The 12549-nt window shown below is 42.1% G+C and carries 13 protein-coding genes; 6 read left to right on the top strand and 7 right to left on the bottom strand.

Annotation, left to right across the window (positions count from 1 at the left end):
* Positions 1-29 precede the first annotated feature (29 nt).
* From ACFQ1M_RS08315 to ACFQ1M_RS08335, 5 genes are all read right to left on the bottom strand, one after another.
* Positions 30-287, bottom strand: a complete 258-nt coding sequence (locus ACFQ1M_RS08315; protein WP_386406698.1) for a DUF4212 domain-containing protein — start codon at positions 285-287, stop codon at positions 30-32.
* 12 nt (positions 288-299) lie between these two features.
* Complete coding sequence (locus ACFQ1M_RS08320; protein ID WP_386406701.1) at positions 300-1538, bottom strand: hypothetical protein; 1239 nt, start codon at positions 1536-1538, stop codon at positions 300-302.
* A 115-nt stretch (positions 1539-1653) separates the two neighbouring features.
* On the bottom strand, positions 1654-2073 hold the full coding sequence (locus ACFQ1M_RS08325) for an IS1/IS1595 family N-terminal zinc-binding domain-containing protein (protein ID WP_386406703.1): 420 nt from the start codon (positions 2071-2073) through the stop codon (positions 1654-1656).
* A 122-nt stretch (positions 2074-2195) separates the two neighbouring features.
* A complete protein-coding gene (locus ACFQ1M_RS08330) occupies positions 2196-3146 on the bottom strand; it encodes a phosphoribosylaminoimidazolesuccinocarboxamide synthase (protein WP_386406705.1) in 951 nt (316 codons plus the stop codon).
* Positions 3147-3215: 69 nt separating this feature from the next.
* Positions 3216-4169 (bottom strand): PhoH family protein, encoded by a 954-nt coding sequence (locus ACFQ1M_RS08335; protein ID WP_386406707.1) that lies wholly within the window; start codon positions 4167-4169, stop codon positions 3216-3218.
* A 116-nt stretch (positions 4170-4285) separates the two neighbouring features.
* On the opposite strand from ACFQ1M_RS08335, the gene ACFQ1M_RS08340 reads away from it, so the two are divergent.
* The 4 genes from ACFQ1M_RS08340 (at position 4286) to dnaN (ending at position 9235) form a co-directional block, all read left to right on the top strand.
* Positions 4286-5119, top strand: coding sequence for an SAM hydrolase/SAM-dependent halogenase family protein (locus tag ACFQ1M_RS08340; protein WP_386406709.1), 834 nt, complete (start codon positions 4286-4288; stop codon positions 5117-5119).
* A gap of 15 nt (positions 5120-5134) precedes the next feature.
* Positions 5135-5431 carry a putative quinol monooxygenase gene (locus ACFQ1M_RS08345; RefSeq protein WP_386406711.1) on the top strand — a complete coding sequence of 99 codons (297 nt, stop codon included), beginning with the start codon at positions 5135-5137 and terminating at the stop codon, positions 5429-5431.
* Between the two features lie 166 nt (positions 5432-5597).
* Positions 5598-7982, top strand: coding sequence for a gliding motility-associated ABC transporter substrate-binding protein GldG (gene gldG, locus ACFQ1M_RS08350; protein WP_386406714.1), 2385 nt, complete (start codon positions 5598-5600; stop codon positions 7980-7982).
* Between the two features lie 134 nt (positions 7983-8116).
* Positions 8117-9235, top strand: coding sequence for a DNA polymerase III subunit beta (dnaN, locus tag ACFQ1M_RS08355; protein WP_386406716.1), 1119 nt, complete (start codon positions 8117-8119; stop codon positions 9233-9235).
* Between the two features lie 83 nt (positions 9236-9318).
* Here dnaN and ACFQ1M_RS08360 read toward each other — a convergent pair whose 3' ends face one another.
* The gene (locus ACFQ1M_RS08360) at positions 9319-9657 is read right to left on the bottom strand and encodes a DUF4870 domain-containing protein (RefSeq protein ID WP_386406719.1); all 339 of its coding nucleotides are present in this window, start codon (positions 9655-9657) and stop codon (positions 9319-9321) included.
* A 221-nt stretch (positions 9658-9878) separates the two neighbouring features.
* Here ACFQ1M_RS08360 and mnmE point away from each other — a divergent pair, with 221 nt between their 5' ends.
* A complete protein-coding gene (mnmE, locus tag ACFQ1M_RS08365; RefSeq protein ID WP_386406722.1) occupies positions 9879-11360 on the top strand; it encodes a tRNA uridine-5-carboxymethylaminomethyl(34) synthesis GTPase MnmE in 1482 nt (493 codons plus the stop codon).
* A 237-nt stretch (positions 11361-11597) separates the two neighbouring features.
* Here the strand turns inward: mnmE and ACFQ1M_RS08370 are convergent, their stop codons facing one another.
* Positions 11598-12200: an REP-associated tyrosine transposase gene (locus tag ACFQ1M_RS08370; protein WP_386406724.1), complete on the bottom strand. Its 603-nt coding sequence runs from the start codon at positions 12198-12200 to the stop codon at positions 11598-11600.
* A gap of 139 nt (positions 12201-12339) precedes the next feature.
* On the opposite strand from ACFQ1M_RS08370, the gene ACFQ1M_RS08375 reads away from it, so the two are divergent.
* Positions 12340-12507: a hypothetical protein gene (locus ACFQ1M_RS08375; RefSeq protein ID WP_386406727.1), complete on the top strand. Its 168-nt coding sequence runs from the start codon at positions 12340-12342 to the stop codon at positions 12505-12507.
* The last annotated feature ends 42 nt before the right edge of the window (positions 12508-12549 follow it).

Here is a 12549-nt window from a genome sequence, read left to right on the forward strand (position 1 = left end):
ATACTATTATTTTTGGTTAGTAATTAGGATTACTCGTCGTAACCATATTTTTTATCTAGTTTGTTCATCAACCTCACGTATACAAAAATGAGTATCACAAAAGTGTAGATAGAACCTTGTTGGGCAAACCAAAATCCAAGTTTGAATCCGCCGAGTCGAATGGTGTTCAAGGCGTCCTTGAACAATATTCCTGCTCCGTAGGAAACCACAAACCAAATAGCCAATAAAATGATCAGGTATTTAAGGTTCTCTTTCCAATAAGCTACCGCTCTCTCTCTGTCAGTCATAGTTTTAGGTTTTTATAGATATACCATTGCTTGCAACGTTATTACACTTACGGCATCATTGTCGCCGTACTTTAGATTACTATATTCTAAGGATAGCTTAGAATGATGTCCTGTGAAGAAGGCGTTGGCCCCTATTCCGAATCTATTGGCGTTATTGTCTATAGCATCGATAGATCGGTTGCTAAAAGACAAATACGGTTGAAAACGTGTTTTCTCCTTATCACCAGGTATAAGATATCCTACATGGGTATAGATCATATTTCCAGTTTCGTAGGTGGTTCCGAGCGTATAATCTCTTCCATAGTCATTGTTTTGAAAGGTGGCGTACGCTGTAATGGCTGAACCGTCATCTCCAATGGGAGCATCGTAAAAGGCATCAATGGCAAAGATCGACACATCTTCTCCAGACAATTCGCCCACGCCGTCAGCAACGACAGAACCACTTGGATGCAAGAAGAAACCAGCACCTACATTAAATACTTTCTTACTCCCGAGGTAGGACCCGACTTTATAGGGAAGGAAATTGGACTCTTGGTCTAAGAAATTATAGTCAAAGTATCCCGCAAAGGTCTTACCAGCATCTTTAGATCCTAGCAATCTCCGTCCTGCATAGACGGCTGGTCCAGCGGGAGTTGGAACTGCGGCCTCTTGAAGGTTGTCAGCAACGGCTTCGTTAATCGATACACGATATTGAAACTTACCAAATTTCCCTTTAAAATATACTCCGATATGACGTGCAAACTGATCTGAAAGACCGATGGTAGCCCAAGACTGTCGGTTATTGTCTAAGGTCATCATGTTCAAGGTGCTCTGGTTGTTCAAACGGGAGATCCCATTCCAATAATGGAGACCAGCCCCAATGGCATGGTCGCTGCTCAAGGCATATTCGCCCCAAAAGTCATGGAAGAACAATTGTGATGAATCTCCCTTACCCACTGGACTAATGTTTTCGCCATTGAGGCTATTAAGACCAAAATGCGTAAGGATCATGAATTTTTTGTTGAGCTGTGCAAAGGTAAGAATCCGAGCTCTTCGAATACTCAGATTGGTCTTGCTCACGTCGTCGGGAGCATTGTCGTTGTATTCTGCCCAGAACTGACCCCATGAGATGATCCTAAAATATTTAGTGCCATCTTCGTTCAATTTCACTTTAAAACCTCCCGTATATTCGGTACTGCCTTGTGCAAATAAGGTTGGTGAAAGTGAAAACAATAAGGCTATTAGAAAAGCCTTATTAAGCGATGTTTTCATAAAATAAAGTTTTGGTTAGTAATGCGTTAATGAATAGTATGGTGTGCAATACGAACTTCCAACTTTAATAAACGAAACAAAAAATTAGTATATATAAGTGTTAATTTTATATATATCACTTGCGAAAGCGTTCCCATTTAATGAGCATGAACTTATCTCCAAGTTCGGTGACCAGCATTCCTGCGCCATGCAGATTATGAGGTTGGCCGAAGAAGGTGTTCAACTCCGAGAAACTAAGTATTTTATAGGTAGGATGGTAGGAAGTGTTATAAGGTCTTTTAATATTGTATTTCTTCACCCAGTTCATCACGGACACGTGCGACACTCCGAGAATCCTTTCGATCTCTCGGTATGTAAGCCCCTCTAAATAGAGCTGCAATGCTTTGTTCACATAGTATTCGTCAATTCTTTTCCCGAGTTTGTTCACTGTAAAATAGTAGTTACAGTCCTTACACTTGAATCGCTGCCTTTCACTTACAATGCCAGCTTTGATAAATCTCGGCGAACTACAATTTGGACAGGCTTCTGGCTTCATATATATTTATTTTGCATAAATATATTAATTTAGCGAATATTTATCAAAATTTAAAGATGAAGGTCCTGTTAAAACAAAAAGCCTCATACTTGAGGCTCCATTCATAATCTTCAAGTATTGGCCTATTTAGTGAGATACGCTTTCACGTTCGCTTCAATCCTAGCTTCAATATTCGAAAGGTCTGCTTTAATAAATCGCTCGCCCGTGATATTCTCATACAGCTCGATATATCGTTCGGAGACCGTTTCGATATATTCATCACTCATATCAGGAACTTTTTGTCCATCCAATCCTTGAAAGCCGTTGCTAATTAACCATTGACGTACAAATTCTTTGGAAAGCTGCTTCTGCGGCGCTCCTTCTTCTTGCCGCTCTTGATAGCCTTCAACATAAAAATAGCGTGAAGAGTCTGGGGTATGGATCTCATCGATCAGCACGATCTTTCCATCCTTTGTCTTTCCGAATTCGTATTTGGTATCCACCAAGATCAGTCCGCGTGCTGCTGCGATCTCCGTCCCACGCTGAAACAACTTTCGCGTATAGTCTTCGAGAATGACATAATCTTCTTCAGAGACGATGCCTTTCTTTAAAATATCTTCTCTCGAAATATCTTCATCATGATCCCCTTTTTCTGCTTTGGTCGCTGGTGTAATGATGGGCTCTGGAAATTTGTCATTCTCTTTCATGCCTTCTGGCATTGGAACACCACAGATGGTGCGCTTACCAGCTTTGTATTCTCTCGCTGCGTGGCCAGATAGATAACCTCTGATCACCATCTCAACTTTAAAAGGCTCACACAAAAGACCAACGGCGACATTAGGATCTGGAGTGTCGATCAGCCAATTGGGTACAATGTCTTCGGTGGCCCTCATCATTTTGGTGGCGATCTGATTGAGGATCTGCCCCTTATAAGGAATACCCTTGGGCATGACCACATCAAATGCCGAAAGACGATCACTAGCGATCATCACCAAAAGTTCGTCATTGATATTGTATACTTCACGTACTTTTCCTTTATAGACGGACTTTTGCCCTGGAAAATTAAAGTTGGTGTCGGTAATGGTATCGCTCATTGTTCTGTTATGCTGCGTTGGTGTTGACAACTTTAAGGATAGTTTTTGAGACCCTTTTGTAGTAAATGATCAGTTGGTATGTTCAGTTTGTTTGTAGGCTTCAATAACTTGCTTCACTAACTTATGACGTATCACGTCCTTGTCATCTAAATAGATGATTCCGATACCTTTTACATCCTTTAAAATCAACAGCGCTTCTTTCAATCCTGAAATGACTCTACGTGGAAGGTCAATCTGCCCAGGGTCTCCTGTGATCATAAACTTGGCGCTTCGGCCCATACGTGTTAGAAACATTTTCATCTGCGCATGCGTTGTATTTTGCGCTTCATCCAAAATAACGAAGGCATTGTCTAAGGTACGGCCGCGCATAAAGGCCATTGGTGCTATCTGTATGACCCCATCTTCGATATACTTCACTAATTTTTCTGCAGGGATCATGTCTCGCAATGCATCATATAAAGGTTGCATATAAGGATCCAGTTTCTCTTTGAGGTCGCCAGGCAAAAAACCAAGGTTCTCCCCTGCTTCTACCGCAGGGCGTGTAAGAATGATACGTTTTACCTGTTTCTCCTTTAGCGCCTTTACCGCCAAGGCTACTCCGGTGTAGGTCTTTCCAGTACCGGCGGGACCAATGGCAAAGACCATATCGTTCTTTTGCATCAGATCCACCAATCGCTGTTGATTTGGTGTTTGTGGTTTAATGATCTTCCCACCTACACCATGTACCAGGGTGTCCGCCTTTATCGACTGTGGCTCATAGTCTTGCTGTCCATTGCTGGTAAGGATGCGCTCGATGGTATCTTCATCGAGTTTGTTAAATTTCCCGAAGTGCATAACCAGCATGTCTATACGCTTTTCAAACTCTTCTAAGATAGCTTCTTCACCAAAGGCCTTGATCTTGTTCCCTCTTGCAACGATCTTCAATTTAGGGAAATAGGTCTTCAGTACTGTGATGTTATTATTTTGCTGCCCAAAGAATTCCCTTGGGTTCACTTCGTTAAGCTCGATGACAATTTCGTTCAAAAGCGGAATATTAATAGTTAGTAGATACTTTTGTTTTATTAGTTTTGTTTAAAACAAACATAACCAATTCCAGTGCGCAAATCGTACTTTAAATTTAATAAAATATCAACAATTCTTTGACGCCGATCATTACTTTAACGACAGACTTTGGAGAGAAAGACCACTTTATTGGCGCGGTCAAGGGAGCGATCTATAATGAGTTGTCTGATGTGAGGATCGTTGATATCTCACATGGCATAAGTCCTTTTAATGTGATCGAAGCAGCTTATATCATCAAAAATGCATATAACAGCTTTCCAAAAGGCAGCATTCACATTATAGGAATTGATTCTGAACTAACCCCCGAGAATAAGCACATTGCGCTTTTACTGGATGAACACTACTTTATTTGTGCGGATAATGGCGTAATGAGCCTGATCACTTCGGAGTTGGTAGCTGAAAAACAAGTGGTCATCAACATACACGATCGAATGGAAAGCGATTTTACGGACACAGACATCTTTGTGCAGGTTGCGGCGCATGTCGCCAGAGGAGGAACGTTGGAGGTCATCGGTAAACCCATCAAAGAGATACGTCAACTTACTGGTTTTAAACCTGTGGTCAATACCGAAGGAGACCAGATCATTGGCAGCGTTATCTATATTGACAATTATGGCAATGTGGTCACCAATATTACAAAAAGGATCTTTGAGGAAGTAGGAAAAGGTCGTGCCTATGAGATTTCGGCGCGCAATTATAAGTTTAGGGCCATCTATGACCGCTATAGCGATGCCATTAACTTTGACATAGAAAGACATAGACGTGAAGAGGACGGTAAAAAGCTGGCCATCTTTAATTCTGGAGATTTTATCGAATTGGCTATTTATAAGAGTAATCCCTTGACTGTGGGTGGAGCGAGTAGCTTATTTGGTTTGCGCTTTAGGGATTCTGTAACGATCAACTTTCTTTAATTTTAAATTGACAAGATGTTCATAAGAATCGTGAAAATGAGCTTTCATCCTGATAAGATCGAGGAATTCCTCGATAATTTTCATCAGAATAAAAAGGCCATACGAAATTTTGAAGGCTGTCGTTTTTTAGAATTATATAGAGGAAAGACTGACGATAACATCTTTTTTACCTATAGTTATTGGGAGAATGAAAAAGCACTGGAAAACTATCGACAATCTGGTCTTTTTAAGAACGTTTGGGCAAAGACCAAGGTCTTGTTCAATGACAAACCAGAAGCTTGGAGCGTGGATAAGGTGACGAGTCTTGATTAATTATGAATGATGAATTTTGGATTGTGGATGATAAATTACGAAGGTTGAAGGGATCAAGTTTTATCATCTTTAATGAGAAACCCACAACTGACAACCGACAACTGACAACCGAAAACCGAAAACTGAAAACCGACAACTGAAAACTGAAAACTGAAAACTAAACAACGTGCTAGCAATTATAAAACGAGAAATAAGTACCTTTTTCGCATCATCGATCGGTTATTTGGTGATTGCCATCTTCTTGGTGCTCAACGGCCTTTTCCTATGGGTGTTTGAAAGCAATTTCAACATTTTGGATTACGGTTTTGCCGACCTCATGGTATTTTTCTCGCTAACCCCTTGGGTCTTGATCTTTTTGATACCCGCAGTTTGTATGCGCAGCTTTTCAGATGAAAAGAAGCAAGGCACCTTAGAGCTGCTGCTCACCAAACCGTTGTCGCTATGGCAAATTGTGCTCGGGAAGTACTTTGGCGCCGTGCTATTGATCTTATTGGCCCTTATCCCAACCTTTCTCTATGTCTATACTATTTGGCAATTGGGAAACCCAGCAGGCAATTTGGACATCGGTAGTGTGCTTGGCTCCTATTTTGGTTTGCTTTTTCTAATTGCAAGTTACACGGCGATCGGAATTTTTGCCTCTACCCTATCCGAGAATCAAATCGTGGCCCTGATCATCGCCATCTTTCTGTCCTTTTTATGCTATTACGGTTTCGAGGGCATCGCTGATTTCGGTTTTTTAAAGGACAACTCCCTTTTGATAGAAAATCTAGGGATGAAAGCCCATTTCGATAGTATGGGACGTGGCGTCATCGATACCAGAGACGTCTTGTATTTTCTTGTGGTGAGCTTGCTGTTTTTGTTGTTGACAAAACTGCGTCTTGAGAGCAAGTCAATTTTAAAACCAATCGGTATATTTATTGCCGCGGCCACGGTGACCATTTTAGTCGGAAACCAACTATATCAGCGCTTCGACCTCACACAAGATCAACGATATACGCTTTCAAAAGCTGCAAAAAACACCGTTGCGAATGCGGATGAAGCTATCATTGTAGATGTGCTGCTTGGCGGTAGTCTTCCTGCAGAATTTAAACGATTGCAGGTAGAGACACGACAGATGCTTGAAGAATTCGCATCGGAGAACGACAATATCATCTTTGACTTTGTGGATCCTTTAGAAGGTGAAGAGAACCCGAATAGGATCGTCAACGATCTTCAGCGATTGGGCTTGACTCCCGCCCAAGCCACCATCTCAGAAAACAACAAAGTATCACAAGAGATCGTTTTTCCGTGGGCCATTGCCAATATGGGTGAACGTTCGGTACGGATCCCATTGTTGAAGAACGAGCTCGGAGCCACTTCCGAACAACGTGTCAGCAACTCCATTCAGCAATTGGAATATGCCTTTGCAGACGGCTTTGCCAAATTGACCAACACCGATCGGAAAAAGGTGGCCATCCTCAAGGGTCATGGCGAATTGGATGATCGTTTTATAGCCGACTATGCGTCTACGCTCAATGAATATTACGATCTCGCACCTTTTGATATGAAGGCATTGAGTGACGACCATCCAAAGACCTTAGAAAATCTCAAGCGATTCGACCTGTTCATTTCTGCGAAACCACTGCAATCGTTTTCTGAAGAAGAGGTATATATCTTAGATCAATATATGATGAATGGCGGTAAGGCAATGTGGCTGGTCGATATGGTAAACATTGAAATGGACAGCCTCTATAATCCTACCGGAAAAGGGGTCGCGTTCTTACGAGATCTCAATCTAGGGAATATGTTCTTCAAGTATGGTGCAAGGGTGAATCCAGAATTGGTGAAGGACCTTTATAATGCTCCAATCGTTTTAGCTGCAGGCGAAGGCAACAATGCACAATTCAATCCGTTACCGTGGCCATATCATCCGCTCACGGTGGTAAAGAACACGCATCCCATCGTTAACAATACCGGAACGGTGAAGTTCACCTTTGCCAATACCATCGACACCGTAATGGCAGCGACCAAAAAGACCATCCTCCTCTCCTCTTCGCCACTATCTAAAACATTGGGGATTCCATCACAGATATCTTTAGAGGAAGCCACCAAATCGTTAGAGCCACAGAGTTTCAATGAACAAAATCTTCCATTGGCAGTACTTTTGGAGGGCACTTTCACTTCAGCATATAAAAACAGGGTGAAACCTTTAAAGATATCGGATGACAAGCAAGAAAGCAGCGATACCAAGATGATCCTTATCGCCGATGGTGATGTGATAAAGAATCAACTCGACCGCAATGGCAGGCCATTACAATTAGGGTTCGATAAATGGACTGGAAATACCTATGGGAACAAGGAATTCTTGCTGAATTGTGCCAATTATCTGTTGGATGACACCGGACTTATAAACATCAGATCCAAAGAAATTGCCATCGCCTTTCTAGACAAAGAAAAAGTGGCTGATGAGCGTAACTACTGGCAGGCCTTTAATATTGGGCTTCCACTATTCATCTTGGGACTTTTTGGAGTCGTGTTCAACTGGATCAGGAAACGACGATATACGCGTTAATTATGTTGATAAGTTTCTTTCCTTAAACCTTTCAATTGAAATATATTTGTATGGCAAATGGTCCTAAGGCCATTTTGTCCAATTTTTCATAGTAAAAATCCCTGTTTTCAGGAACCAAATAATAAAGTGTTTGTATGAAGTTCATCGTTTCGAGTTCTTACTTATTAAAACAACTACAAGTTTTGGGTGGCGTTATAAATAACAACAACACCCTTCCTATATTAGATAATTTCCTCTTTGAATTGAACGGCAACGCCCTAACGGTTTCGGCTTCAGATCTGGAAACGACCATGTCCTCCAAGATGGAAGTGGAATCTGAGAGTGAAGGAAATGTGGCCGTCCCTGCGAGATTGTTGTTAGATACATTAAAAACCTTTCCAGAGCAACCGTTGACCTTCGTCGTAGAAGACAACAACACCATAGAGATCAGTTCAAACCATGGTAAATACGCCTTGGCATATGCCGATGGGGCAGAGTTTCCAAAAGCAGTAGAATTGGCGGATCCTAGCACAACGACCATACTTGGCGATATTCTTGCCACAGCAATAAGCAAGACTATATTTGCCAGTGGGAATGATGACCTAAGACCTGTGATGAGCGGTGTCTTCTTTCAATTTTCTCCAGAGAATTTGACCTTCGTGGCCACCGATGCTCACAAATTGGTGAAATATCAACGTAGTGACGTGCAGGCGGCACAGACAGCAGAATTTATTATGCCCAAGAAGCCTTTGACGCTTTTGAAGGGTATTTTGGCTGGAAGTGAGAGCGAGGTCACCGTAGAATATAATGAGAGCAATGCCAAGTTCAGTTTTGACAATACCGAATTGGTATGTCGCTTGATCGATGGTAAATATCCCAATTATGAAGCGGTCATTCCTAAGGAGAATCCGAATAAGTTAAGTATCGACAGAATGCAATTTTTGAATTCTGTTCGCCGTGTGAGTATCTTCAGTAATAAGACCACCCATCAGATCCGTCTGAAAATGGCAGGTTCAGAATTAAATATCTCAGCGGAAGATATCGACTATAGTAACAAGGCAGAGGAACGTTTGACCTGCGATTATCAGGGAGATGATATGCAGATAGGTTTCAATTCCCGTTTCTTAACTGAAATGCTTAACAATCTGGACGCCGGTGAAGTTTCACTGGAAATGAGTTTGCCTAACAGAGCGGGCATCTTAACGCCAATCGATGGATTGGACGAAGGAGAGCAGATCACTATGTTAGTGATGCCAGTGATGCTCAATAACTAAGAAATTATTTTTTAAGTGTGAGGTGCCCAATGGGCATTGTATATATGAAATCCCGCTATATCAGCGGGATTTTATTTTGAATGCTATAAAATCGGTATGCTCAACGGATAGTAAGGATCTCGCCCATTGTTGGCCCTGATCGCATTTACGATCGGTAAAACAAATGAGGCTATCCCGAGCAAAACAAGTCCGACGATACCTAGACCTAGTACTAGGATCAGCGGTATGCATACGATCGTGTAAATGAAAAGACTGATCTGAAAATTGAGGATAGCGCGTCCATGCTCGTCCATCTTATAGATCTCGTTTCGCTTTACGACCCAAAGGATCAAGGGTACAACAAAACCTCCGATAACTGTGACAAACTCCAATAGCTGACTTAAATGTGTAAACATTAACAATGTTCGATCTTCTGATTGCATGATTGATGAATTTTAGTTGGTGATACTTATACGTTGTATTATCATTGATTTTGTTACAAGTCATCGTCAGAGGTTTATTATTTTTGCAGTTGTGTAGGAAGACGCCTGCCTGCCGCAGGAAGGGGTGACGGGTGACGGGTGACGGAAGACCGATGACGGAAGTCGGAAGATTAAACAAATTTTATTTTGAAGTATCAACTAATAACGAACTGATCACGGATATGCTAACACAAGATACCATAGTTGCATTGGCCACGCCTTCGGGTGCAGGAGCTATTGCCGTGATCAGAGTATCAGGCAAGGATGCGATCGGCATTGCCTCTTCCGTATTCCGGTCCGTACATGAGAAAGAACTCAGTGAACAAAAGACGCACACCATTCATTTGGGTCATATTGTCGACGAAACAAAGACCTACGACCAAGTATTGGTATCCATCTTTAAGAATCCCCATTCGTATACTGGCGAGGACGTCGTTGAAATTTCCTGTCATGGATCACCCTACATTCAACAGCAGATCATTCAGCTTTTTCTTCGGAAAGGATGTCGTATGGCAAATGCGGGGGAGTTTACGCTACGAGCATTCCTGAACGGGAAGCTGGATCTGAGTCAGGCTGAAGCCGTTGCCGACCTGATAGCCAGTGACAATGAGGCGAGTCATCAGATCGCCATGCAGCAGATGCGAGGCGGTTTTTCTAATGAGATACAAAAACTTCGCGAAGAGCTGATGAATTTTGCGTCACTCATAGAATTGGAATTGGATTTCTCAGAGGAAGATGTGGAATTTGCAGATCGAACCCAATTCAAGGAGCTTTTAGACCGGATTGAGAATGTATTGAAGCGACTTATCGACTCCTTTGCTGTTGGAAATGTCATAAAAAATGGTATCCCAGTAGCGATCGTTGGGGAACCCAATGTAGGGAAATCTACCTTGTTGAATGCGTTACTCAATGAAGAACGTGCCATTGTAAGCGATATCGCAGGAACGACCCGGGATACCATCGAGGATGAGATCGCTATCGGTGGTATTGGTTTCCGGTTTATCGATACTGCGGGAATACGTGATACCAAAGATGTGGTGGAAAGTATTGGCATTCAAAAGACCTTTGAGAAGATCGAGCAGGCGCAGGTAGTTGTTTATCTAGTTGACAGTTCGGAGTTAAAAATGGAATCCCCCTCTGTCCCGACTCGGGACATCCCTGCCTTGCCGGCAGGCAGGTCCCCCGAAAGGGGAGAATTATCTCTGATTCTTATGGAAATTCAGAAAATAAAAAATAAATATCCGCAGAAACCCTTGATCGTAGTTGCCAATAAGGTCGATCAACTGTCAAAAGAGAAGCTACAAAAGCTCGAAAAGAACCTTTTAGTCATTTTGAACGCTAGTGAGAAATCTGACCATCTTTTACTCTCTGCCAAAACCGGCCAGGGCGTGGACAAACTGCAAGAACACTTATTAAGTTTGGTCAACACTGGCGCCCTTCGGAACAATGAGACCATCGTGACCAATACCCGACACTATGATGCTTTGCTCAAGGCATTGGAAGAGGTCCGAAAAGTACAGGAAGGTTTGGCCATGGGCATTTCGGGCGATCTGTTGGCCATTGATATCCGACAAGCATTATACCATTTTGGGGAGATCACTGGGGAGATCACCAGCGATGACCTGTTAGGGAATATCTTTGCGAATTTCTGTATTGGCAAGTAAGTGAAGCAGTAAATCTATGATTTACATTGCTGAACTTACCCCAAATTCATTTTGGGGTCTTCTGGTCGTGAATTGCGACCTCTGCTCTGCGAAGTTTGCAACTTCGAAGCTTCAACTGCCCTACGATATTTTTTTGAATTGCCTTACTAAATAGGGTCTTCGTTTCTCGTGATATGGAAAATTGCATCGCCTTGGTTGACTACCAGCTCTGCGAAGTTTGCAACTTCACAGCCTTTCTTACCAAATGATGCTTTTCCAAAACTTATCATTGCCATGTACATCGATAACAGGATTGTCTGCCTTGGTAATATCAACCAGACCTTCATCATTCACATAATTGGAGGCACTTGAGTACAAATAGTGTGACGCCTTGCTAACGATACCAGTTCTAACTGGATTCAAATGAATGTAATCCAATTTGGACCAAAGGAACTTTTCTGTGACGATTTCCTCGGGATGATTGCCATATCTCCAAAGCTGAAACTCCTTATTGCGTTGGTGGGTCTTAGTGGCCTGTCTGAAAAGCTTTAACATCCACTCCCGCCTACTTTCGGGACCTTCCTTTATTTGAGATAGTATCCTTTTCGTAGTATGCTTTTTAAGATCTCTTATCAAGCCCGAAAGGTCACCATCCTCACTTTGCATGATCAGATGAATGTGGTTGCTCATGATCACATAGCCAAACAAGACCATTCCCTTATGGTCGATACAATAGTTGAGACTATCTAGGACAATGTCTTTGTAAACCTTTCTAGAAAAAACATCGATCCAGCCCACTACAGTAAACGTTACGAAGTGTGGTCTCGATTGATCTCTGATCTTGTAGCCATCGGTTTGCATAGCTACAAGATAGGAAAATTGTAATCTTATTTATGTAGCGCTGAGCGAAGTTTAAAACTTCGCTCTCTTACGCTAACTTTATCGTACTACGAAGTCACAGACTTCGCAGAGCGGGTTAGCAGAACTTTTAGATACTACTGTGGCTTATTTGGTTGGAGAAGCTGATACCAACGAGCTTTTTAAAAATGCAGATATGTTGCGTAGATTAAAAGATATTAGCGAACTGCCCGAACAGGATAGGGAAGCGATTCTTTATAATATTGATGCCTTACTTCGTGATGCCAAAACTCGTTTGGCTTATAAATAACAAAACCACCTCGTTAAAGGTGGCTCTATTACTTAATACAAT

Origin of the sequence: Sungkyunkwania multivorans, from assembly GCF_042675645.1 — a bacterium.
Taxonomy (GTDB): domain Bacteria; phylum Bacteroidota; class Bacteroidia; order Flavobacteriales; family Flavobacteriaceae; genus Sungkyunkwania; species Sungkyunkwania multivorans.

Coding starts and splice junctions, on each gene's coding strand:
- ACFQ1M_RS08315 (WP_386406698.1), bottom strand. CDS start 287: ATGACTGACAGAGAGAGAGCGGTAGCTTATTGGAAAGAGAACCTTAAA.
- ACFQ1M_RS08320 (WP_386406701.1), bottom strand. CDS start 1,538: ATGAAAACATCGCTTAATAAGGCTTTTCTAATAGCCTTATTGTTTTCA.
- ACFQ1M_RS08325 (WP_386406703.1), bottom strand. CDS start 2,073: ATGAAGCCAGAAGCCTGTCCAAATTGTAGTTCGCCGAGATTTATCAAA.
- ACFQ1M_RS08330 (WP_386406705.1), bottom strand. CDS start 3,146: ATGAGCGATACCATTACCGACACCAACTTTAATTTTCCAGGGCAAAAG.
- ACFQ1M_RS08345 (WP_386406711.1), top strand. CDS start 5,135: ATGTTCATAAGAATCGTGAAAATGAGCTTTCATCCTGATAAGATCGAG.
- dnaN (WP_386406716.1), top strand. CDS start 8,117: ATGAAGTTCATCGTTTCGAGTTCTTACTTATTAAAACAACTACAAGTT.
- ACFQ1M_RS08360 (WP_386406719.1), bottom strand. CDS start 9,657: ATGCAATCAGAAGATCGAACATTGTTAATGTTTACACATTTAAGTCAG.
- mnmE (WP_386406722.1), top strand. CDS start 9,879: ATGCTAACACAAGATACCATAGTTGCATTGGCCACGCCTTCGGGTGCA.
- ACFQ1M_RS08370 (WP_386406724.1), bottom strand. CDS start 12,200: ATGCAAACCGATGGCTACAAGATCAGAGATCAATCGAGACCACACTTC.